The organism is Gymnodinialimonas mytili (assembly GCF_037544085.1).
Classification (GTDB): domain Bacteria; phylum Pseudomonadota; class Alphaproteobacteria; order Rhodobacterales; family Rhodobacteraceae; genus Gymnodinialimonas; species Gymnodinialimonas mytili.
This window is the reverse complement of record NZ_JBBIFW010000004.1, coordinates 257,703-278,941: the sequence shown is the minus strand read 5'-3', so window position 1 is coordinate 278,941 and position 21,239 is coordinate 257,703. Positions and strand designations below refer to the sequence as shown.

The 21,239-nt window shown below is 61.7% G+C and carries 22 protein-coding genes; 9 read left to right on the top strand and 13 right to left on the bottom strand.

The features are described 5' to 3' along the window. Positions 1–27: 27 nt before the first annotated feature. Positions 28–2,382, top strand: a complete 2,355-nt coding sequence (locus V8J82_RS17760) for a TRAP transporter large permease (RefSeq protein WP_339977196.1) — start codon at positions 28–30, stop codon at positions 2,380–2,382. A gap of 102 nt (positions 2,383–2,484) precedes the next feature. Here V8J82_RS17760 and V8J82_RS17755 read toward each other — a convergent pair whose 3' ends face one another. The 5 genes from V8J82_RS17755 to V8J82_RS17735 all read right to left on the bottom strand — a co-directional run bounded on the left by V8J82_RS17755 (position 2,485) and on the right by V8J82_RS17735 (position 5,279). Continuing rightward, a complete protein-coding gene (locus V8J82_RS17755; RefSeq protein ID WP_339977194.1) occupies positions 2,485–2,865 on the bottom strand; it encodes a VOC family protein in 381 nt (126 codons plus the stop codon). A gap of 9 nt (positions 2,866–2,874) precedes the next feature. Beyond that, on the bottom strand, positions 2,875–3,696 hold the full coding sequence (locus V8J82_RS17750) for an arginyltransferase (protein ID WP_339977192.1): 822 nt from the start codon (positions 3,694–3,696) through the stop codon (positions 2,875–2,877). Positions 3,697–3,792: 96 nt separating this feature from the next. Next, entirely contained in the window at positions 3,793–4,230 is a 438-nt protein-coding gene (locus tag V8J82_RS17745) for an RDD family protein (protein WP_339977190.1), read from the bottom strand. 131 nt (positions 4,231–4,361) lie between these two features. Then, a complete protein-coding gene (locus tag V8J82_RS17740) occupies positions 4,362–4,748 on the bottom strand; it encodes a DUF2852 domain-containing protein (protein ID WP_339977348.1) in 387 nt (128 codons plus the stop codon). A 120-nt stretch (positions 4,749–4,868) separates the two neighbouring features. Next, positions 4,869–5,279 carry a DUF2852 domain-containing protein gene (locus tag V8J82_RS17735; RefSeq protein WP_339977188.1) on the bottom strand — a complete coding sequence of 137 codons (411 nt, stop codon included), beginning with the start codon at positions 5,277–5,279 and terminating at the stop codon, positions 4,869–4,871. Between the two features lie 227 nt (positions 5,280–5,506). Here V8J82_RS17735 and V8J82_RS17730 point away from each other — a divergent pair, with 227 nt between their 5' ends. Next, positions 5,507–6,043 carry an SRPBCC domain-containing protein gene (locus V8J82_RS17730; RefSeq protein WP_339977186.1) on the top strand — a complete coding sequence of 179 codons (537 nt, stop codon included), beginning with the start codon at positions 5,507–5,509 and terminating at the stop codon, positions 6,041–6,043. A gap of 225 nt (positions 6,044–6,268) precedes the next feature. Here the strand turns inward: V8J82_RS17730 and mmsB are convergent, their stop codons facing one another. The 3 genes from mmsB to V8J82_RS17715 are packed head-to-tail and all read right to left on the bottom strand — an operon-like array spanning position 6,269 to position 9,399. After that, positions 6,269–7,144, bottom strand: coding sequence for a 3-hydroxyisobutyrate dehydrogenase (gene mmsB / locus V8J82_RS17725; RefSeq protein ID WP_339977184.1), 876 nt, complete (start codon positions 7,142–7,144; stop codon positions 6,269–6,271). Positions 7,145–7,159: 15 nt separating this feature from the next. Next, on the bottom strand, positions 7,160–8,194 hold the full coding sequence (locus V8J82_RS17720; protein ID WP_339977182.1) for an enoyl-CoA hydratase/isomerase family protein: 1,035 nt from the start codon (positions 8,192–8,194) through the stop codon (positions 7,160–7,162). A 59-nt stretch (positions 8,195–8,253) separates the two neighbouring features. Further along, positions 8,254–9,399: an acyl-CoA dehydrogenase family protein gene (locus V8J82_RS17715; RefSeq protein ID WP_339977180.1), complete on the bottom strand. Its 1,146-nt coding sequence runs from the start codon at positions 9,397–9,399 to the stop codon at positions 8,254–8,256. 349 nt (positions 9,400–9,748) lie between these two features. On the opposite strand from V8J82_RS17715, the gene V8J82_RS17710 reads away from it, so the two are divergent. Then, a complete protein-coding gene (locus V8J82_RS17710) occupies positions 9,749–10,399 on the top strand; it encodes a VPLPA-CTERM sorting domain-containing protein (protein ID WP_339977178.1) in 651 nt (216 codons plus the stop codon). A 64-nt stretch (positions 10,400–10,463) separates the two neighbouring features. Here V8J82_RS17710 and V8J82_RS17705 read toward each other — a convergent pair whose 3' ends face one another. The 4 genes from V8J82_RS17705 to V8J82_RS17690 form a co-directional block, all read right to left on the bottom strand. After that, a complete protein-coding gene (locus V8J82_RS17705; protein WP_339977176.1) occupies positions 10,464–11,600 on the bottom strand; it encodes a carboxylate-amine ligase in 1,137 nt (378 codons plus the stop codon). A 361-nt stretch (positions 11,601–11,961) separates the two neighbouring features. Continuing rightward, the gene (locus V8J82_RS17700) at positions 11,962–12,174 is read right to left on the bottom strand and encodes a hypothetical protein (protein WP_339977174.1); all 213 of its coding nucleotides are present in this window, start codon (positions 12,172–12,174) and stop codon (positions 11,962–11,964) included. 18 nt (positions 12,175–12,192) lie between these two features. Continuing rightward, positions 12,193–14,031, bottom strand: coding sequence for a patatin-like phospholipase family protein (locus V8J82_RS17695; protein WP_339977172.1), 1,839 nt, complete (start codon positions 14,029–14,031; stop codon positions 12,193–12,195). A 4-nt stretch (positions 14,032–14,035) separates the two neighbouring features. Continuing rightward, positions 14,036–15,535: a CoA-acylating methylmalonate-semialdehyde dehydrogenase gene (locus V8J82_RS17690; protein ID WP_339977170.1), complete on the bottom strand. Its 1,500-nt coding sequence runs from the start codon at positions 15,533–15,535 to the stop codon at positions 14,036–14,038. Positions 15,536–15,640: 105 nt separating this feature from the next. Between V8J82_RS17690 and V8J82_RS17685 the strand changes: the two genes are divergently transcribed. From V8J82_RS17685 to V8J82_RS17660, 6 genes are all read left to right on the top strand, one after another. After that, on the top strand, positions 15,641–16,534 hold the full coding sequence (locus tag V8J82_RS17685; protein WP_339977168.1) for a LysR family transcriptional regulator: 894 nt from the start codon (positions 15,641–15,643) through the stop codon (positions 16,532–16,534). Positions 16,535–16,613: 79 nt separating this feature from the next. After that, positions 16,614–17,048: a CBS domain-containing protein gene (locus V8J82_RS17680; protein ID WP_339977166.1), complete on the top strand. Its 435-nt coding sequence runs from the start codon at positions 16,614–16,616 to the stop codon at positions 17,046–17,048. A 127-nt stretch (positions 17,049–17,175) separates the two neighbouring features. Next, positions 17,176–17,673, top strand: a complete 498-nt coding sequence (gene coaD / locus V8J82_RS17675; RefSeq protein WP_339977164.1) for a pantetheine-phosphate adenylyltransferase — start codon at positions 17,176–17,178, stop codon at positions 17,671–17,673. Positions 17,674–17,723: 50 nt separating this feature from the next. Next, complete coding sequence (locus V8J82_RS17670) at positions 17,724–18,224, top strand: peptidylprolyl isomerase (protein WP_339977162.1); 501 nt, start codon at positions 17,724–17,726, stop codon at positions 18,222–18,224. Continuing rightward, positions 18,217–18,831 carry a peptidylprolyl isomerase gene (locus tag V8J82_RS17665; protein WP_339977160.1) on the top strand — a complete coding sequence of 205 codons (615 nt, stop codon included), beginning with the start codon at positions 18,217–18,219 and terminating at the stop codon, positions 18,829–18,831. The genes V8J82_RS17670 and V8J82_RS17665 overlap by 8 nt, the downstream gene beginning before the upstream one ends. Positions 18,832–18,978: 147 nt before the next feature. After that, a complete protein-coding gene (locus V8J82_RS17660) occupies positions 18,979–20,787 on the top strand; it encodes an ABC-F family ATP-binding cassette domain-containing protein (RefSeq protein WP_339977158.1) in 1,809 nt (602 codons plus the stop codon). Here the strand turns inward: V8J82_RS17660 and V8J82_RS17655 are convergent. Beyond that, a complete protein-coding gene (locus tag V8J82_RS17655) occupies positions 20,784–21,224 on the bottom strand; it encodes a DMT family transporter (protein ID WP_339977156.1) in 441 nt (146 codons plus the stop codon). The two genes, V8J82_RS17660 and V8J82_RS17655, sit on opposite strands and share 4 nt — an antisense overlap. Between the last annotated feature and the right edge of the window lie 15 nt (positions 21,225–21,239).

Genomic DNA, 21,239 nt, shown 5'->3' with positions numbered 1-21,239 from the left:
ACGCGCGCAGCAGAGGGACAAACTAGCATGCTTTTTGGTTTGGATGGGGTCGAGATTGGCCTAATAATCGTGTTCCTGACGTTGTTCGGCGGGATCATGACAGGCTTTCCAGTGGCCTTTGCCATCGGCGGCGCGGGGGTTATCTCGTTCGCGATCATTGCGGCTTTGGACAGCTCGGGCCTGTTGATCCACCAGGCGGTCGATGTGAGGTCCGAGGCGTATAATGCGCTATTGGCCGATGGCATCCCCCGAGAAACGATATCCACCTTCCGATACCCCGATTTGCCACGCATAGACGAGCCGCTTTTCCCCGGCGGTTGGGAATTGGCCCTGGACCGCAACCTGTCCTTCATCGTCAACCGGATGAATGAACGTGTGATTGCGGGCCAGAGCATCGAGATCCTGCTGGCGGTTCTGATGTTTGTGATGATGGGCATCACGCTGGAACGGTCGAAAATCGCCAATGATCTGCTGACCACGATGGCCCGCGTCTTCGGGCCACTGCCCGGCGGTCTGGCGGTGTCGATCGTGATCGTGGGCGCGTTCTTGGCGGCCTCCACGGGGATCGTGGGCGCCACGGTTGTCACGATGGGCCTGCTGGCCCTGCCGACGATGCTGCGTAACAATTATTCGCCGGAGCTTGCCACCGGCGTGATCGCCGCATCGGGCACATTGGGGCAGATCATTCCGCCCTCCATCGTGATCGTTCTGCTCGGCACCTTGGCCGGTGATCTCTACGCGACGGGGCAGGAAGAGCGCGCAGTGGCCGCCGGATGCCGTGATGCGCTGACCTATCTGGGTGAACCTGCGGTTCTGTCGGTGGGCACGCTGTTCCAGGCGGCCTTGTTGCCGGGGATTTTCCTGGCCTTCCTGTATGGCGCCTATGCGTTCGGCTATGCGCTGGTCTTCCCGGCAAAGGCCCCTGCGGTGCAGATGGGCGAAGCTTCGGGCGAGGCCGTGACCCGCAACGAGGCGCTGACCTGGTTCCTGGGCCTGCCGGCCGCCTTGATCATCGGCGTGAGCCTGGCCGCATCGGGCGGGTTGATCGGCAGCCAGACGATTTCGGTGTCGAATTACAGCGAGCAGGCCGAAGGGGCCTCCCTGCGCACCAATGTCTCGCCGCAATGCCAGGAGGCGATGATCGAATTGCATGGCCAATCGGCCTGGGATGCCGCCGTGGCCGAGCAAGAGGCTTTGAACGAGGCGGGCGGCAATAACGGTGTCACCGAGCGTACGCTGGAAGAACTGGTCACGCTCAGAGACGCGGCCATCGCCAATGCACCGCCGGTCGGTTCGGGCGTGGCCGCCATGTTCACCTTGCTGGCCTTGGTCCTTATCCTGGCGCGTGGCATCTCACCCACCGCGTCGCCCATCCCGCTGATGGTCGGTGGTTTGGGCGTCGTCCTGGCGGTGATGGCAGACATTGCATTGATTGCGCCCCTGACCGGCCCGGGCGCGACCTTTGCCATCCTCGCCATTCCCTTCGCGCTGACAATTTACGGCTGCTACCATGCTGTTCTGCGGCTGTCGAAGAACGAGTTGTTGCGCGTGGTGTTCCCGCCGCTGGTTCTGATCGTGGCGGTGCTGGGCTCGATCCTTGGCGGCATCACCAACCCCACACCCGCAGCGGCGCTGGGGGCTGCGGGGGCGATCATGTTGGCCGCTTACCGCAAGCTGAGCGATGATCGCCGCGGTGCGAGGCTGATCATCTGGGCCAGCTTTGCCGTGGTGATCATGATCCTGGTCGGCGTGAATTTCGACCTTCGGATGGGACGTGGCAATGTGAGTGGCGCCGACTACGTGGCCTATCTGGTCACCCAATTGGCGTATCACTTCTCGTTCTTCGGGCTGCTCTTTGCCTGCTGGGTGCTGTTGCGGACCAGCGTTCTGGGCCCGGTCGTGCGAGAGACGGCGAAGGTGACCTCGATGGTGTTCACGATCCTGATCGGCTCGCAGGTGCTGAACCTGACGCTGATCGCCTTTGGGGGCGAGCACTATATCCAGGATTTCCTGCGTAGTTTCGACAGCGTGCAGAGGGTCTTCATCATCGTGATGATCGTCTTGTTCATCCTTGGCTTCGTGCTGGATTTCCTGGAGATCATCTACATCGTGATCCCGATTGTGGGACCGGTGATTTACGGGGCCGAGTTGGACCCGAAATGGGTCACGATCATGATCGCGGTGAACCTGCAGACGTCATTCCTGACACCGCCCTTTGGATTTGCACTGTTCTATCTCAGGGGGGTGGCGCCGAGTAATGTGACGACGGGGCATATCTATCGCGGGGTGCTGCCCTTTGTGGCGATCCAGGTTCTGGGCCTGGCGATCCTGTGGTTCTTCCCGGGGATCGTGACGATCGTGCCGGATCTCTTGCCGAACTAGCCAAGCGCCTGCAGGGGGCGCTGCCCCCTCGGCCTGCGGCCTCACCCCCGGGGTATTTTCGGCCATTGGAAGAGTGGGGCGTGGTGGCAGGCGGTGTCGCAGCTATGGGCGCGGTTCGATAAGGTCCCAGAGATTGCCCCAGGGGTCGCGCCATTGGGCGACGCTGCCGTAGCGTTCGTCGCGCGGAGGTTCGATGAAGTGGCCACCCGCGGCCTCAATCCGTGCCGCGTCCTTGGCGAAATTGTCGCTGGTTAGGAAAAAGCCGACACGTTCGCCAGTTTGTTGGCCGAGCGCGCGTGTTTGCGCCGTGCTCGTGGGCTGCGCGAGGACCAAGCCGGGGCCGTCCGGATCGGGCGCCACGGTGACCCAGCGTTTGCGGCCTTGGTCTTCGTCGCTGAGCAGATGCCAGCCCAGACCGTCCACGAAGAAGGTAATGGCTGAGTCATAATCGGGGATCAGCAAGGTCATCAGCGACAGGCGCATGATGCGCGCTCAATCTTCGCCGCGCAGGTCGGGGAGGGTGATCTGCGCCACTTGTTGCGCGATCGGGTCGGTGGAGAGGGGATGCGTCTGGGTCGAGTATTCCTCAGGGTCGCGCATATGCTGCCATTCGCCGCCCACAAAGACCTCAAGCGCCGAGAAGCCGGCTTTGTAGCCCATTTTGGCGGATCCCGGCACCCAATAGCCCAGATAGACGTAAGGCAGCCCCGCCTCGCGCGCGAGGGCGATATGGTCGAGGATCACGTAGGTTCCCAGTGAGGCCTTTGCGCGATCAGGATCGAAGAAGGAATAGACCAGGCTGAGCCCGTCATCGAGAATATCGGTCAGGCAGACGGCCGTCAGGGCATCGCCGATATTCGGGTCGCGATATTCGATCACCCGGGTGCGCACGGGCGTTTCCTCGATCATCGCGGCGAATTCAAACACATCCATATCGGCCATGCCGCCATCGGCGTGGCGGGCATCGAGGTAGGTGCGAAACAGCGAATATTGCTCTTCGGTGGCCCAGGCCGAACGCGGTTGCCGGATCAGCCCATCATTGCGTTTGCCGATGCGGCGCTGGCTGCGTGTGGGTTCGAAATCCGCCACCCGGATCCGCGCCGACAGACAGGCCGCGCAATCGGTGCAGGACGGACGGTAAAGCACGTTTTGCGACCGACGAAAGCCTTGTTTGGACAGCGCATTGTTCAACTTTTCCGACTGATCCCCCTGCAGCGCCGTGAACAGCTTACGCTCGCGCCGCCCGTCGAGATACGGGCAGCCCTGTGGAGCCGTCACATAGAATTGCGGCGCAATGGGGAGCGTATGGCGCATAAATCGTCGTCCAGATCCTTCGCGCGAAGCCTGCCCCAAAGCGCCCCCGATGGGCAACAGGTTTCTGCGCACAGGGTTACTGGCGCAGATAAGCCTTTAAGCGGAACGGTTTAGCATCACCGTGCCCAGGATTCGGTCGGTCAGGCCGCGGTTCATTGGATCCACCGCCATCAGCACCAGGGAAATCAGTTGCAGCACTGCGAAGGTGGAAAATCCCATGAAAAGGCCGGTATGGGCCGCCGCCAGACCTGTCGACAGGCGGTTCCCATCGGGCCCGCGCAGTTCGATATTCATGACACGCATCCCAAGCGTGGCCGAACGCGCATTGATCGTCAGCCAGCGATAGAGAAAGTCGACCAATAAATAGAACGGCACCCACAAAAAGAAGGCCAGTGTCAGGGTGACGATGCCGAGACCCACCATGATCGTGCAGACGATCACAACATCGATCAACCAAGCGAAAATGCGTTTGGCAAAGACGCCATCATAAAACGCCGTGTCGTAGTCGGGATCAGGAAAAACAGAGCGTGTCATTGTATAGGACATGGGGATTTCTTTGGGTCCGATAAAGGGGGAGGGAGTGGCCCCCGCGCGGGATGGGGAAGTCCGGGCGCAGGGGCTAAGGCCGGGGCGAAAGGGGGCGCGCACCCCGGGCCTGTTCGGGTTCAGGCTTTGGCCTGCACTTCGCGTGCACGATCATCCATGAACGCATCGAATTCGTGCTTGTCCTTCGCGTCGCGCAGGCGGGTCAAGAAGCCTTCAAACTGGGTTTGTTCCACTTCAAGGCGCTGCAGCAGAGTTTCGCGGTACGCATCGAAGCTGGTATTGCCGGAAGGCTTCGCAGTGTCTTCTGGCACATCCGGCCGCAGCGCCGCTACGCCGTGTTCCAGCGCAAACCGTCCGCTGATGGCGGGGATCCGGCCCCATTGCCACGCAAGGAATACGGCAAGGGCGATGCCGATTTCCCCAAACAGCGCCATGGTGACGATAGAGACGGAAATGGCAAATCCGGCATAGAAAATGATCGATATGACCTGGACTGAGGTCGACATGCGCGGGGCGGGGGGCGTGCTGGGCTCGGTCATCTTGGTACTGTCCTCGGTTGCGCGTGCATTGGCGCGAAGCGGTTAACATGCGTCGGGCCCCCCAAAGCGGCGGGCCCGACTGTTATCTTATGCCGAAGCTTCTTCGGTCTCGGCAGTTTTTTTGCGGTCATCCATGAACTGGTCGAATTCCGACTTGTCCTTGGCTTCACGCAGGCGCTGAAGGAAGCTTTCGAACGCCTCCTGCTCTTCCTCGAGGCGGCGCAGCGTGTCGGCTTTGTAGCTGTCGAACGCCGTGTTGCCGGAAGACTTGAATTTCGCGCGGTGGCTGTGTTTGCGGGATTTGCAGGAACCGTTGAACATGCGTTTGCTCCAGATCATATAGGCAAGAAGGGCGAGACCGATGGGCCAGAAGAAGACAAAGCCCAGAACCATCGCGGCGATCCACGCGCCGGATCCGCGCGCGTCCAGCCAATGCTCGGCTCGGGTGAACCAGCCTTCGGCTTTGGCCGGCATGGTGACTGCGGGTGTGGTGGTCATGGGAAGCTCCTTTGGTTGGGTGTCTTGGATGTTAATGTTAATCACATTAACGAATATGGGATATCGCCGCCGTGACGCAAGAGGTGAAGTGAATCTTTTTTACATACCTGCGGAGACATGCGCTTTTCTGGCTATTTCTTCTGTTTTTGTTGGGGCGTTCCGAGATCGTTAACCTCATGCGTATAGACCTTCGGCCTAAGGACTCGACCCGCATGGAGAGCGACGCAATGACCAGCAAGCCAGCCACTGCCATAGCCGATGGCGCGCAGAGTGTCGTGGTGACCCGTCTGTTTCGGGCGCCGCGGGCCTTGGTCTGGTCGGCCTTCACCGATCCCAACATCCTGAAGCTTTGGCTCCACGGTCCAGATGGCTGGGCGATGGTGGATTGCCGGATGGATGTCCGCACCGGCGGTGCCTTTGCCTGGCGGTGGCGCGATGCTGCATTGGGGGCCGAGGTCGGGCTAACCGGGTCTTATCTCGCGGTGGAGCCTGAGGCGCGGGTACAAGACATACAGCATTTTGAGCGTGGCCCGACACGAATCCCGATGGGAACACCAACCGAAAATGACGTCATGTTCGATGAGATCGGCAATGCCACCCGTGTGGTGACGCGGATTACCTACGCCGCAGAAGAGCTGCGTGATCAGGTCTTGCATCAAGGGCTCGCCGAGGGGATGGAGCAAAGCTATGCCATGCTCGACCGTCTGCTCCCGCAGCTCGACGTCACACCAATCCGAGTGGCCGGGGCAGGGCTGGCCAGCTAACCGCTTTCGCACGGCAAAAACACGCCGGACGCCCAACAGAAAAACGCCCCACGTGGGCCGTGGGGCGTTTTCTGACACCGTTGGTATCCACCGTCCGATACGGCATTGACGAGGTGCACCTTCAATATGCAGCACACAGGACGTTGAAAGCGGACATATCTTGGAGTGTCCCCAACAGAATGCCACATTTGCGCCCGTCCGGAAAGAAAAAGAAAGCGAACCGGATCAGGTGCTTCGCCCACGTCCTTCAAATCGGGGCAGCATGGCTGAGAAATCCTGTCCCAAACCGTCTTCCTCCTCGACAAAGCGCCGATACAGCTCCAGCGCCGCGGCCCCCATCGGCGTATCGGCATCCGCTCCCTGTGCAGCGGCTTGCGCCAGACCCAGATCTTTCAGCATCAATTCTGCTGCGAAACCCGGTCGATATCCAGTATCGGCGGGGCTGCTCGGGCCGATCCCGGGCGCCGGACAATAGGCATTCATCGTCCAGCTGTAGCCGGACGAGGTGGATACGACGTCAAACATCGCCTGCCGCGCCAGACCCAGCTTGTCGGCCATCGCAAAGGCCTCGCAGGTGGCGATCATGGTCACACCCAGGATCATATTGTTGCAGATCTTCGCCGCTTGGCCGTTGCCCGCCGGTCCACACAGCACGGCTTTCTGGCCCATGATGTCGAAGAGAGGTGTCACCGTTTCAAAGGCCGCATCGTCTCCGCCGACCATAAAGGTCAGCGTGCCTGCCGCCGCGCCGCCCACACCGCCCGAAACCGGCGCGTCGAGCCAACCAAGCCCTGCCACCGCCGCTTGGCCCGCCACTTGGCGAGCGGCCTCCACCTCAACGGTCGAGCAATCGACCAGAATTGCGCCCGCCCGCATGGCCGGGAGGATCTGATCGGCAACTGCGCGCAGGATCGCGCCATTGGGCAACATGGTGATCACCACATCGGCACCCGCCACGGCCTCGGCGGCAGAAGTGGTGCTCGTCACGCCGTCGGGCGCCTCGGCTGCGGTGTCGAAACCCGATACGTGATGGCCCGCTGCCGCCAGATTGGCAGCCATCGGGCCCCCCATATTGCCCAGGCCGATAAACCCAATCTGCATCTGCTGACCTCCCTGTCAGATCCTCAATTCGTCCGGCCCCAGCGGCATCAACATGCGCGCCACATCGGTCGGCGCGACATCCCCTGGCGCCGCATGGCGCCAGCGCGGGGCGCGATCCTTGTCGATGATCGCCGCGCGAATGCCTTCCAGAAAATCGCCATGCTCCATGGAGCGTGCGGTAAAGCGGTATTCGTTTCGCAAAGCCTCGCCGATATCGTCACGCATTCGCGCCCGGTGTACCAGATCCACGGCGCAAGCCATGGCCAAAGGCGCATTGCGCCCCATCAGCTTTTCGGCACGCCGCGCCACGGCGCTGTCGGAATGTTGCAGATCCACCAAGATGTCGCGCAGGGTCTCACCGCCGAACAGGTGGTCGACATCGGCCTGATCCGCGGCCAGCGCGGCTTCGGGTGGCGCGACGGCGGTGCGGTCTACCGCCGAGATATCCCCCGAAGCGATCAACTCATCCTTCAGCGCCGCCCAGCTGGCCTCAGGCAAGTAGTAATCGGCGAATTCCGCGTAGATCGCATCGCCGGGCCCCATCCGGGCCGCCGTTACCCCCAGATATTCGCCCAACCGCCCCGGCGCGCGCGCCAGCAGCAGCGAGCCACCGACATCCGGCACCAGGCCGATCCCACATTCCGGCATCGCGATCTGGCTGCTGTCGCAGACAATCCGGTGCGAGCCGTGGCAGCCGACGCCAACACCGCCGCCCATGATAAAGCCCTGCAAAAAGGTCACGACCGGTTTGGGAAAGCGGAACATTTTGGCATTCATCCGATATTCATCGGCCCAGAACCGGCGGCCATAATCAAAATCCCCGGCCATCCCGGTCTCGTACATCTCTTGAATGTCGCCACCGGCACAAAAGGCGCGCTCCCCCTCGGCATCGATCATCACCAGGGCCACCGCATCGTCCGCGGCCCAAGCATCCAAGGCGGCTTCAATCTCCAAACACATCGCATAGCTCAGTGCGTTAAGCGCCTTGGGTCGGTTCAACGTGATCCGGCCCGCACAGCCATCGATCCGGATGTGAATATCATCCGCCATTGCGTGAACGCCCCTCTTCCATTGGCTCCAAATACCCCTGCCGGAGGCATCCCACGGCGCTAACCGCGCGCCGCCAGCATCTGGCGCGCCACGATCAGCCGCATGATCTCATTCGTGCCCTCCAGGATCTGATGAACCCTGAGGTCGCGCACGATCTTCTCAATCCCGTAATCGGCAAGATACCCATAGCCGCCATGCAATTGCAGGCATTGATCCGCCACGCGGCTGCCAATCTCGGTGACGAATTTCTTCGCCATCGCGCAGGCTTTCGGTGCATCCGGTGTGCCTTGATCCAGCTTCCACGCGGCCTGCCGCAGAAAGACGCGCGCGGCCTCCAACTCGATCTCCATATCCGCGAGCCGGAATTGCAGCGCCTGGAATTGGTCGATCGATTGCCCGAACGCCTTGCGCTCTCCCATATAGGCGAGCGTGGCCCGCAGCCCAGCCTGCGCCGCGCCGAGCGAACAGGCCGCGATGTTCAGCCGCCCGCCATCGAGCCCCGCCATCGCATAGCGGAACCCATGGCCTTCCTCGCCCAACAGGTTCTCGGCAGGGACGGCGCACTCGTCCAACTGTACCTGACGCGTCGGCTGGGATCGCCAGCCCATCTTGTCTTCCAGCCCGCCAAAGCTCAGCCCTGGGCTGCCGTCTTCAACCACCATGGCCGAGACGCCGCGTGGCCCGTCCTCACCGGTTCGGCACATGACGATATAGGCATCCGAATATCCGCCCCCGGAAATGAAAGCCTTGGTGCCGGTCAGGCGGTAGCCGTCATTGGTACGCTCTGCGCGCGTTTTCAACGCTGCTGCGTCCGAGCCGCTGCCCGGTTCGGTCAAGCAATAGGACAGAACGGTTTCCATCCGCACCGCCTTGGGCAGGAGCCGTGCTTTCAGCACTTCAGACCCGTAGCTTTCCAGCATTTTGGCGCACATGTTGTGGATGGACAGAAAGGCCGCGACCGAGGCGCAGGCCTCGGACAGTGCCTCAAAAACCAGGGTCGCTTCCAGACGGGTCAGGCCCGATCCGCCATTGTCCTCCGACACATACAAGCTCGCCAGGCCCAATTCGGCCAAGCGAGGCCAAAGATCCTTGGGGATGGCGCCGTCGCGTTCCCATTGCTGGGCATGGGGTGCAATTTCTGCCGCCCCGAAGGCCTGTGCCATCTCGAAGACAGCCTGTGCTTCGTCGCTCAGTGCAAAATCCATGGGCCCTCCCGCCACCAAGAATTGAACGCTTGTTTAATTAATGCGGTTTTCCGGGCCGATGCAAGTCCAGATGCCGCGCGACCGAATCCGAGTGCCCTTAATTGAGCGCTGAATGTGCCAGGCGATTGTCACCTCAGACAGAGCAGTTTTCGCCGTTTCAAAGGATTGTCTTGTGTTTGGAAAACAGTTCCCGGTGCGGACCTGTCTTTTTCGGTCAGTTTTAACCAATCTTTAAGATTTGCCATTGCCGAAAAACCACTTTGTGACGTAAATGTGGCTTCGCACAGGCATCTATTTCGTCTGTCGCGCCGACACCTTGTTCGCGTTCATACTGAGTGGAAGATTGATTATGAAACTTATATCCCTCGTCGCCGCAGCGATCGTTGCCCTTGGTGCAGCCGGTGCCGCGACAGCAACGACCGTCGATTTTGACCTGAGAAATCCTGGCGGCGACGTCATCTCCGACAATTCTACCCGCGTTATTGCGATGAGTGGTGGCGTCACCCTGACGATCACCGGCCAAGCGTTCAGCGGCGGCATCAATGGGACCGGTTGGACCGGCAACCCGACCGCCTGGAGCAATGGCGTTGGTCTGAGCTCCTACCACGGCGACAATCACCGGGTGGACGGGTATTATGATGAATATCTGGCGCTATCGTTCAGCGAAGCGGTCGACCTGACATCACTGACCTTTGCCTATGCGAACCGGTCGGACAATTGGCGCGTGTTGAGCGGTACGTTTGCAGATTTCACCTTCGAAGATTCGGGCTGGCTGCCATCGGGCAACGGTTGGGGCAGCTCCGTCGCGACTGTCGGTGTCGACAGCGACGCGATTGGCCAGTTTTTCCTCGTGGGCACGACCGGAAATCATTCGGCTTGGAAGTTGCAGGGTCTGAGCGTGGATCTGGCGCCTGTTCCGCTTCCGGCATCGGCGCTTCTGCTGCTGGCGGGTGTGGGTGGTCTGGCTGCCTTGCGCCGCCGTCAAACCGCAGCGGCCTGATCTCAGCAACCAAATATGTCACCGAACGTGCGCCCCATTCGGGCGCACGTTTGCGTTTCAGCCGCTAGAGGTCGGCGTGAAAGTCTTCGATCAGGTGTTGAACCACCGAACGCATGGCCGCGCCGTGATCGCCGCCGGCCTCCCGCACACCGCGATAGACCGCGCGCTGACGGTCAGCGCTGGTCTCCTGCGCCATCTCGCGCAGCCGCGCCATATCGGCCGCGCAGTCCAGCGCCTCGGCGTCTTCGGCGGTGAGATCGATCAATTCGTCGATCAATTGGGGTAGGGGCGCGATCTGACCCGCACCGAAATCGATCAAGCCCTCGCTGACACCATAACGTTGGGCGCGCCAGCGATTTTCATTGATCAGGAACCGGTCATAGACCCGCCAGCGTTGGTTGAGCCGTCGTAGCCGACAGAGCATCCGCGTAAGGCACTGGATCAGCGCGGCCAAGGCCAAAGCATGCTCCAATCGGGGCGAGACATCGCAGATCCGGGTTTCCAAGGTCGGAAAGGCGTGGGAGGGGCGCAGATCCCACCAGATTTTCGACGTGTCCTCGATGATGTCCAGATTGATCAATACATCGACCGAACGGCGGAATTCCGAATAGGATCCGAAAAGCGGCGGCAACCCCGTGCGGGGCATATTGTCGAACACGGTCAGTCGATAGCTCGCCAGCTCCGTATCGCGCCCCTGCCAATAGGGAGAGGAGGCCGACAACGCCAGGAGATGGGGAAGGAAATAGGCCATCTGCGACATCAGATCGGTGCGCAAATCGTCATTTGGCAGGCCCACATGAACATGGGCGCCACAGATCAGCATCCGATCCACCACGCCGCCCATATCGCGCGCCAATTGGTTGTAGCGGTCGCGATCGGTATGGGGTTGATCCTTCCAATCGGCGAAGGGATGGCAGCTGACGGCAATCGGCGTCAGGCCGAATTCGGCGGCGCAATCCGAGACGGTGGCACGCAGGCGGCGCAGATCCTCGCGCGCGTCGGAAATGCGGGGGCAGATCCCGGTGCCGACCTCGATCTGACATTGCAGGAATTCCGGGCTGACCTGGTCCGACAGCTTGGCCATGCAGGCCGACATCAGATCCGACGGCGCCTCTGCCAGATCGAAACTGTCGCGATCGACGAGAAGGTATTCTTCTTCCAGCCCCAGCGTGAAATGGGCATCGCAGAACGGATTGGCCATGGCATCCCCCCTTTTTGCTCAGCCTGGGCCGGAGAGGGGGGCGCTGGCAAGCCCTCTGGTGATCGTCTGGGATCGACCAAGTTTCAGGGATCCGGAGCCGGAGGTGGGGTTTTCCTCCATATCCGGGTCAGACCGCATCGGCTACACCTTAACGCAAGGTTACCCAATTGGCCCGGGCCGGAACCTCTCCCTCACACAGTCCCGCCCGGGCTGATCCCAACCTTGATTTCTCCCTCCCTGTTGGACTGACCCCCGGATTTTATCCGGGGGACTTTTTTTACATGAAGGTCGGAGTGAAGGCTTTTGAAAACACAACAAAAAAGGGCCCGCAGGCCCCATCATTTTTCGCATGTCGAACTAGTCAGCGCGCGGCCTGTTTGGCCCTGCGCTTGGCGTTGTAAAGCCGCAATGGCTCCATCGCGGTTTGCAATTTGTCACCATGGGCGCGCCAGGCCGGGTCAGCGACATTGGCCTTGAACCATTGCGCCATCTGGGGATCCATCACAGACCCGTAAGGGTTTGTGGTAATGTCGTCATCCGACAGGCTCGGCGCGGGTTTCAGGTTCTGGGTCATCATACTCATCCTAGACAATTAAATGGGGTCTGCGGGCTCAGATTGCAAATCCCGCGGCAGATCCCCTTGAATAGTCTGTTGAAGTTTTACCACGGTATCGTCTCGAAACCCAATGAAAATCTGGTTCAAAAACGCCTCATATCCGATATCCGGGGCCAATTCGCCTTTGGTTTTCAGCGCGTCCAAGACATCTTCGATCCAATCCAGCGGTTCCGGCCCGTCGATCTGCATGACCAATTCGTTATGGCCCACCAATTCGGTGATCTGCGACAAATCCAGATAGGCCGCGGCGATGAAGCCTTTTTTGACCGTCTCGGTCCGAAATCGCAGGACCGAGTATTCGTGGCCCGACAGATTGGCCTGGACGGGCAAATCTTGCCCCGGCGCCACATAGACGCCCCGCCTGCGATAGGCCACACCCGACACGCTGCGGCTGACGGGCAGTGACATCCGGTCATCGGGATCGCCATTGGGCCGCTCCACCGGTTCGTCGCGCACATACCCGGCCGTATAGCGCACCCGTAGCCCCGATGATGGCGTGCCGAACGTATCCAGCAGGGCAACCCGCACGCCGCCGGGATAGCCATCAGGCCGTCCGCCATAGCGTTTGGCATAGCTGTCCAGGAATTGCTGCACCGCGACTCGCGCATATTCCGCCGCACCGGTTAGTGCTTGTTGATGGCTGACGGCGGCATCCACCAGGCCGCTCTGGCTCACCTCGCGCCCGATGACGATATGGCGGCGGATATCCTCCCAGGACATATCGAAATCCAGCATCCCGTTTTTCGTGGGCCGCTGTTCCACCCAGCGCGCACCGACATCGATATTGGCGCTGTGCAATTGCGGGATCCCCCGCGTGTTTAGCGCCCCCGCACCGAAAATCGCCGTGCGGACCAGTTGCACCAGATCGTCAAATGCGCCCTGTGTCGTGGGTGCAGGCGGCGGCGTGGTTTGATTTTGGCTGATTGCGTAGGCGTCGGGCCCGATGCCCACCGCGAAGACGCTGGAATAATCCTCCATCCGCAATTCGGTGTCGAAGACCCAGGCGGGCAGGTTCGACACCAGCCCGCCATCGACATAGCGGATGCCACCGATCTCGACCGGGGCGAAGATCCCCGGCACGCAGGCCGAGGCCGTGACCGCCTTGGCCACCGGCAGGTTCAGATCTTCCGGGCGCGAGGGGAATAGCCGCAATTGTCCGCTATCGAGATCGGTCGCCACGATGCGCAGCGGCTTCGGCATGTCACCAAAGGTGATCGTTGCGCCGGTCGCCGCGCCGTTCAACCCCACATCGAAGGCGGCGTTCAACAGCGCCTCCATCTTGTCGAGCCGCGCCAACCCTTTGAGCCGCAACGTCCACCCCAGATAGAGCACGGGAAGCGCCATCAAGACAGCGAGCAGGATTAACGGCGCCAGGACCGACAGCATAGACCATCCGAGTGCCGAGAAGAGGGCGACGAAGAACAGGGCGCCGGTGATCGGCACCATGATCGCCGCCGAACTGACCATACCCAACCAACGCATCGCCAAGACAAAGACCCGGATCGCCAGCCAGCCCTTGCGACCCAGCAGATCCGGCGCCTGCAGGCCCGGGATTGCGACGCCTTTCTTTTGCAGAATATTGAGGACGCTGTGCTTTTGTGCCGGATCAACCAGATCGCTTGCCGCCCAGCCCGACGCAGCCAGGGCCGCTACGATCGCGCCCGCCGAGGTGCCCGCATAGCCCGCCAGATCCAGCGCACCGGATTTGCCGACATCGCTGTCCTGCAAGGCGGCCAGCGCCCCGACATGGCCAATGCCCTTTGCGCCCCCACCCTCAAAAGCCACGTAGACGCGTTGAGGATGGGGGTCGTGCATTGCGTTATTCCATGACGGGGATCGTGAATTCTCCGCCTTCCTTGATGCCAGAGGGCCAGCGCGAGGTCACGATTTTCGTTTTGGTGTAGAAGCGGAACGCGTCGGGCCCATGCTGGTTCAGATCGCCAAAGGCCGATTTCTTCCAGCCGCCAAAGGTGTGGTAGGCCAGCGGCACCGGGATCGGCACGTTGATCCCCACCATGCCCACATTTACACGGCTGGCAAAATCCCTTGCCGCGTCGCCATCCCGGGTGAAGATCGCCGTGCCGTTGCCGTATTCGTTGTCCATCGCGAGCTTCAGGGCCTCTTCATAACTGCCCGCCCGCACGGTGCTTAGGACCGGGCCGAAGATCTCGGTCTTGTAGATGTCCATATCCGGCGTCACCCGGTCGAACAGATGCGCCCCCACGAAAAACCCGTCCTCATAGCCCTGCAGCCGAAAGTCACGGCCATCGACGACCAGATCCGCGCCCTGATCCACCCCCGATTGCACCAGGCGCAGAATGTTGTCTTTTGCCATCGGTGTTACAACGGGCCCGTAATCCACATCGTCGCCCGCCGTGTAGGGGCCGACTTTCAACGCTTCGATCTTTGGGACCAGCTTTTCGATCAGACGGTCGGCGGTTTCCTCGCCCACGGGCACCGCAACCGAAATCGCCATGCAGCGTTCGCCCGCCGCGCCATATCCCGCACCAACCAACGCATCGGCGGCTTGGTCCAGATCGGCATCGGGCATAATGATCATGTGGTTCTTGGCGCCTCCGAAGCATTGTACGCGTTTTCCGTTCGCGCAGCCACGGCTGTAGATGTATTCGGCGATCGGCGTTGATCCAACAAAGCCCACGGCGGCGATCGCCTCGTTGTCCAAGATCGCGTCCACACTGTCCTTATCGCCATTGACGACCTGCAGCACGCCATCGGGCAGACCCGCCTCTTGCAGCAATTCGGCCAGCATCATCGGCACGGATGGATCCCGTTCCGACGGTTTAAGGATAAACGCATTGCCGCACACCAGGGCGGGGGCCATTTTCCACATCGGGATCATGGCGGGAAAGTTGAACGGCGTGATGCCCGCGGCCACGCCCACGGGCTGGCGCATGGAATACATATCAATGCCCGGTCCCGCGGCATCCGTGAACTCGCCCTTCAGGTGATGCGGCGCACCGATGCAGAACTCGACGACCTCCAGGCCACGCTGCACATCGCCTTTGGCATCGGGGATCGTCTTGCCGTGCTCGCGGCTCAGTGCTTCGGCCAGCTTGTCCATATCGCGCTGCAACAGGCCGACAAAGGCCATCATCACACGGGCGCGGCGCTGCGGGTTCATGGCGGCCCAGGCAGGTTGTGCGGCTGCGGCTGCGGCCACGGCGGCATCCAGCTCGGCCTTGGAGGCCAGCGCAACCTGGGCCTGCACCTCGCCGGTGGCCGGGTTCCAGACATCTGCCGTGCGACCCGACGTGCCCGCGACATGTTCACCGTTAATCCAATGACCGATCTGTTCCATCTATCTCTCCATCCCAAAGCTGTTGGAGACAGAATAGTCTTGCATTCTCGCCAGGGAAAGCGGCAGGTTCGCCAGATCATTTTGCAAAAATGCAAGGGTGTGCCGGTGAACTGGGATGATTTACGCGTGTTTCTGGCCACGGCACGGGCCGAAAGCCTGACTGGGGCAGGCGGCGTCTTGCGGATGGATCCCGCCACTGTGGCGCGCCGGATCACGCGGCTGGAACGGGCGACGGGTGTGGCGCTCTTCCTCAAATCGCCGCAGGGCTATCGGCCGACCGAGGCGGGCCAACGCCTGTTGGGGGATGCGGAGGCCGCCGAGGCGCGGGTGATGCGCGGGCTGGCGGGCCTATCGGCGGAAGGCACCCAGCTCAGCGGTGCGGTGCGGATCGGTGCACCGGACGGCTGTGCCACGTTTCTGTTGCCGCAGGTCTGTGCGCAGATCGCGCGCCTGCATCCTGGCCTTGATCTGCAAATCCTGGCCCTGCCGCGGGTGGTGAACCTGTCGCGCCGCGAGGCGGATATCGCCATTACCGTCTCGCGCCCCGATGCTGCGCGGCTACGCGCCGAAAAGCTCGGCGATTACCGTCTGAGCCTCGCGGCCTCCCGCGATTGGCTGGCGGAACATGGCACCCCGCAGAGCCTGGAGGATCTGCGCCACGCCCGCATGATCGGCTATATCCCCGATATGATCTTCGATGCCGAGCTGGATTATCTCAGCCCCTTCGGCATTTCGCGCGTACCACTGGCCTCGACCTCGGTCTCGGTGCAGCTGCAGATGGCGCGGGCGGGCGGAGGTTTGGCGATTGTGCATGATTTCGCGCTGCCCGCCGCACCGGTATTGCAACGCGTTCTGCCCGAAAAGATCGCCCTCACGCGGACCTTCTGGCTGACATCCCATGCCGGGCCGCGCGATGCCCGACTGGAACGCGTGTCGGCTTTGCTCAGTCAAGGGATGCGGGCCGAGATTGCGCGGCTAGAGGCGCTTGCGGCGGCCTAGAGCCTGAAATCCTTGACAGGATAGGCCCGATGGGAGGACGCTGATCCCATAGGGACCAACCTGACGCGAGGAGGCGCCCATGCTTGTGCAACAAATCCTAAAAGACAAATCCGATGATGGTGTCGTCACGCTGAGCCCGGCAAGCTCGGTTGGTGAGGCCGCAAAGACCCTGTCGTCGCGCCGGATCGGGGCGGTGGTGATCTCATCGGATGGCAAAGACGCCAAAGGCATTTTGTCCGAACGTGATATCGTGCGTGCCATCGGTGCTTCGGGTCCGGGCTGTCTGGCCGATCCGGTCGATACGCTGATGACCTCCAAAATCGTCTCAGCCACGCGCGATGAAACCGTGGACAGCGTTCTGGCCAAGATGACCGCAGGTCGGTTCCGTCACATGCCGGTGGTGGAAGGCGGTGAGATGGTTGGCCTGATCTCCATCGGCGATGTGGTCAAAGCGCAGCTTTCCCTGCTGAATATGGAAAAAGAGGCGCTGGAGAGCATGATCAAGGGCTTCTAAAGTCCGGCTCCGGCGCTGAAACCGCCCGAAAGTCTGCGATCCGGTTGCAACCGGTCGCCCATTCGTGTTTGCGTCGCCCGGCGCAGTCTTGCGCCGAGGCAATCGGCGGGCAGGAGGAGTGGACGGCATGCGGACAGGGCTTTATCCTGGAACCTTCGACCCAATCACTTTGGGTCATGTGGACGTGATCAAACACGCTTGCGGATTGGTCGATAAATTGGTCATCGGTGTTGCGATCAATCGCGACAAGGGCCCGCTTTTCTCGCTGGAAGAACGGGTTGACATGGTTGAGGCCGAATGCGTGAAGATGACCGAGGCGTTCGGTACCGAGATCGTCGCGCATCCGTTTGAAAACCTGCTGATCGATTGTGCGCGAGACGTCGGAGCGCAGATCATCATCCGCGGTCTGAGGGCCGTGGCCGATTTCGAATATGAATTCCAGATGGTCGGCATGAACCGCAAGTTGGATCCCGATATCACCACGGTGTTTCTGATGGCCGAGGCCAATCACCGCGACATCGCTTCGAAACTGGTGAAGGAGATTGCACGGCTGGGCGGCGATGTGTCGTCCTTCGTGACGCCGCGCGTGAACGACGCGCTGGTCGAAAGATACGCGGCGCGCTAGGTCGCGCCCTGACGTAGACATCCAAAGAACAAATCTGAAGGAGAGCCATTGTGGCCGAGATCAAAGACCCCGAAAACACCATCCTGATGGAGCTGAAGGGAGGCACCGTCGCCATCGAGTTGCTGCCCGATGTGGCGCCTGAACATTGCGCCCGGATGAAAGAGCTGGCGCGCGATGGCGCCTATGACAAAGTCGTTTTTCATCGCGTGATCGATGGGTTCATGGCGCAGACCGGCGATGTGCAGCACGGTGTGGCCGGCGGTAGCATCGGCCGCGCGGGTACTGGCGGATCGGACAAGCCGGATCTTCCGGCGGAGTTTTCGAAACTGCCCCATAGCCGAGGCACGCTTGGCGCGGCGCGGTCGTCGAACCCAAACTCGGCCAACAGCCAGTTCTTTATCAACTTCAAGGACAACGATTTCCTGAACGGGCAATACACCGTCTATGGCCGTGTGATCTCGGGCATGGAGCATGTGGATGCCATCACACGGGGTGAGCCGCCTGCCGACCCGGACGTGATGATCTCGGTCAAGGTGGCCGCCGATGCGTAAGCTGGCTGCTGTGGCGCTGGCTCTGGCGGCAGGCTTCGGCCTGCCCGCCCATGCGACGGGGATCGAGATCGACTTGGCTGGTGAGGCCGAAGGGACGATCATCATCGATCTGTTCGAAGAGGCGGCGCCCGGGCATGTGGAACGGATCACGACCCTGGTCGCGGAGGGCGCCTACGACAATGTCGTGTTTCACCGTGTGATCGACGGGTTCATGGCGCAGACCGGGGATGTCGAATATGGACGGCTGGGCCAGGATATGCGCTATGCGGGCCGTGGCGCGTCAAGCTATCCGGATCTGCGCGCCGAATTCTCTGATATCCCGTTCGAGCGCGGTGTTCTGGGTATGGCGCGCGGCCAGAGCCCGAACTCGGCCAATAGCCAGTTCTTCATCATGTTCGCCCCCGCGCCGCATCTCGACGGCCAATATACCGCCGTGGGGCAGGTGGTCGAGGGGATGGAGATTGTGGATGCGATCCGCCGGGGACGGGGTCGCAATGGTGCTGTGACAGGCGAGCCCGACAGGATGGTGGCCCTGCGGGTGCGCGAGGATGACCCTGTTGCGCCGGAGCCCGAGACCGAGGCCGAAGAAGGCGAGGCGACAGAGTAGCCCCTACAGATTGCGCCGCACCTTTGGCGCGTCGCCCGGGGGGACGGGCGGTCTCAAGCCCCTGCGGGGCCATCGACTGCCCGTGCTGCCGCGGAAAAGCCATCGCGGATGCTTGAAAATTGCGGGTGGCTGGCGTAGCTCGCCCCCATGGCCAGACCCCCTTTGCTTCAATTGAATGAGATCGCGCTGACCTTCGGCGGTGATCCGGTATTTTCGGATCTGGATCTGGTGGTTCAGGGTGGGGATCGTCTTGCTCTGGTGGGGCGCAATGGCTCTGGCAAATCGACCTTGATGAAGGTGATGGCGGGCCTGGTGGAGCCCGATGGCGGCGCACGGGTTTTGCCGGAGGGTGTCTCGACCGGGTATCTGGAGCAGGACCCGGATTTCAGTGGTTTTGCGACATTGGGCGATTTTGCCACGGCCACGCTCGGCCCGTCGGACATCTGGCGGGTGGAAGCGGCGGCGGAGGGGCTGAAGCTGCGTCTGGAGGCCGAGACCAGCGCGGCCTCTGGGGGGGAGCGCCGTCGGGCTGCCCTGGCGCACCTGTTGGCGGAAGCGCCCGATCTGATGCTGCTGGACGAGCCCACCAACCACCTGGATATCGAGGCCATCGAATGGCTTGAAGGTGAGCTATCGGCCACCAAGGCGGGTTTCATCCTGATCTCCCACGACCGCGCCTTTCTAAAGGCCTTGTCGCGCGGCACGTTGTGGCTGGATCGCGGTGTGGTCCGCCGGATGGACCGCCCCTTTGACCGCTTCGAGGACTGGCGCGACAAGATCTGGGAAGAAGAGGATCTGAACCGCCACAAGCTCGACCGAAAGATCAAGGCCGAGGCACGCTGGGCCGTGGAAGGTATCAGCGCACGGCGCAAGCGCAATATGGGCCGGGTCCGCGCCTTGGGTGATTTACGCGCCGAACGTGCTGCGATGATCCGTCGCCAGGGCACGGCGGCCATGGCGCTGGAGGCCGGGCCGCAATCGGGCAAACGCGTCATCGAGGCGCGTGGCATTTCGAAGAGCTATGGCGACGCGGTGATCTTGAAACCCTTTGACCTAAGGGTGTTGCGTGGAGATCGCGTGGCCTTTGTGGGGCCAAACGGGGCGGGAAAGACGACGCTTCTGAAGATGCTGATCGGCGAGGTCACGCCCGATCAGGGGGAGGTGCAGCGGGGCACCGGCATCGAGATGGCGGTGTTTGATCAGACCCGCTCGGCGCTCGACCCGAATGCGACGCTATGGGAGAGCCTGGCGAATGACCCCAGCATCGGGGTGAACGGACGCTCCGATCAGGTGTTGGTCCGCGGTGCGCCCCGCCATGTGGTGGGCTATCTGAAAGACTTCCTGTTCGACGAGGCGCAGGCGCGCGCGCCGGTCCGCTCGCTGTCGGGCGGTGAAAAGGCGCGGCTGCTGCTGGCGCGGATCATGGCGCGGGAAAGCAACCTGCTGGTCCTGGACGAACCCACCAATGATCTGGATGTGGAGACCCTCGATCTTCTGCAAGATCTTCTGGGGGATTATCCCGGCACGGTTCTTTTGGTCAGCCACGATCGCGATTTCTTGGACCGGGTGGCGACCACGACGATCGGGCTCGAAGGGGGCGGACGCGCGGTGGTCTATGCGGGGGGCTGGTCAGATATGGTGGCGCAGCGCGGCGTGCAGCGCTCGGAGGCGGCAAAAGCAAAAGCAAAACCCGTGAAGGTCGCGCCGGAACCATCTGAAAAGGCGCAGAAATCGGGTTTATCCTTCACGGAGAAACACCGGTTGGACGAACTGCCTGAGATCATTTCGCGCCTGGAGGCTGAGATCGCCAAACTGTCTGATCTTTTGTCGGATCCAGACATTTACACCGCAACACCCGTGAAGGCACAAAAGGCGACCGAGGCCCTGGCCGAACGTCAGGACAAGTTGGATGAGGCGGAGATTGAGTGGCTGGAACTGGCGGAAAGGGCCGGTTAACGCCCAGCCAATTGCGTCAGCGCCACACCCGCTGCCATCACGGCGATCCCTATCAATCGGATCCCCGACACCGGCGTGACCTGGGCACCGAACAGGCCGAAATGGTCAATGGCCGCGGCGCTGACCAATTGGCCGAGCAGCACGAAGAAGACCGCATTGCCAACCCCGAATGTGGGCGCGATGAAGGTGATCGACAGCACGTAGAAGGCGATCAGGACCCCGGCGAGAAACAGGTGTTTCGGCTGGCTGGCCACCGCGCGCAGCGCATCTGCGCCCGTAACCACCATCGTGACCGCCGCCGTCGCAAAGGCCACCACGAACAGCACCGTCGCGGCCGCTGCGGGCGACCCGATATTGGCGCCCAACCGCGCGTTCAGCGCGGCCAGAAGCGGTATGCCGATCCCGGCAAGGAACATGATGGCGGCTTGGGTCGGCATGGGTGTGGCCTTTGG

Bases quoted from the DNA above. Each gene is read 5' to 3' on its own strand.
- V8J82_RS17760 (WP_339977196.1), top strand. From the start codon at position 28: ATGCTTTTTGGTTTGGATGGGGTCGAGATTGGCCTAATAATCGTGTTC.
- V8J82_RS17755 (WP_339977194.1), bottom strand. From the start codon at position 2,865: ATGCGCCTGTCGCTGATGACCTTGCTGATCCCCGATTATGACTCAGCC.
- V8J82_RS17750 (WP_339977192.1), bottom strand. From the start codon at position 3,696: ATGCGCCATACGCTCCCCATTGCGCCGCAATTCTATGTGACGGCTCCA.
- V8J82_RS17745 (WP_339977190.1), bottom strand. From the start codon at position 4,230: ATGACACGCTCTGTTTTTCCTGATCCCGACTACGACACGGCGTTTTAT.
- V8J82_RS17740 (WP_339977348.1), bottom strand. From the start codon at position 4,748: ATGTCGACCTCAGTCCAGGTCATATCGATCATTTTCTATGCCGGATTT.
- V8J82_RS17735 (WP_339977188.1), bottom strand. From the start codon at position 5,279: ATGACCACCACACCCGCAGTCACCATGCCGGCCAAAGCCGAAGGCTGG.
- V8J82_RS17730 (WP_339977186.1), top strand. From the start codon at position 5,507: ATGACCAGCAAGCCAGCCACTGCCATAGCCGATGGCGCGCAGAGTGTC.
- mmsB (WP_339977184.1), bottom strand. From the start codon at position 7,144: ATGCAGATTGGGTTTATCGGCCTGGGCAATATGGGGGGCCCGATGGCT.
- V8J82_RS17720 (WP_339977182.1), bottom strand. From the start codon at position 8,194: ATGGCGGATGATATTCACATCCGGATCGATGGCTGTGCGGGCCGGATC.
- V8J82_RS17715 (WP_339977180.1), bottom strand. From the start codon at position 9,399: ATGGATTTTGCACTGAGCGACGAAGCACAGGCTGTCTTCGAGATGGCA.
- V8J82_RS17710 (WP_339977178.1), top strand. From the start codon at position 9,749: ATGAAACTTATATCCCTCGTCGCCGCAGCGATCGTTGCCCTTGGTGCA.
- V8J82_RS17705 (WP_339977176.1), bottom strand. From the start codon at position 11,600: ATGGCCAATCCGTTCTGCGATGCCCATTTCACGCTGGGGCTGGAAGAA.
- V8J82_RS17700 (WP_339977174.1), bottom strand. From the start codon at position 12,174: ATGACCCAGAACCTGAAACCCGCGCCGAGCCTGTCGGATGACGACATT.
- V8J82_RS17695 (WP_339977172.1), bottom strand. From the start codon at position 14,031: ATGCACGACCCCCATCCTCAACGCGTCTACGTGGCTTTTGAGGGTGGG.
- V8J82_RS17690 (WP_339977170.1), bottom strand. From the start codon at position 15,535: ATGGAACAGATCGGTCATTGGATTAACGGTGAACATGTCGCGGGCACG.
- V8J82_RS17680 (WP_339977166.1), top strand. From the start codon at position 16,614: ATGCTTGTGCAACAAATCCTAAAAGACAAATCCGATGATGGTGTCGTC.
- coaD (WP_339977164.1), top strand. From the start codon at position 17,176: ATGCGGACAGGGCTTTATCCTGGAACCTTCGACCCAATCACTTTGGGT.
- V8J82_RS17665 (WP_339977160.1), top strand. From the start codon at position 18,217: ATGCGTAAGCTGGCTGCTGTGGCGCTGGCTCTGGCGGCAGGCTTCGGC.
- V8J82_RS17660 (WP_339977158.1), top strand. From the start codon at position 18,979: ATGGCCAGACCCCCTTTGCTTCAATTGAATGAGATCGCGCTGACCTTC.
- V8J82_RS17655 (WP_339977156.1), bottom strand. From the start codon at position 21,224: ATGCCGACCCAAGCCGCCATCATGTTCCTTGCCGGGATCGGCATACCG.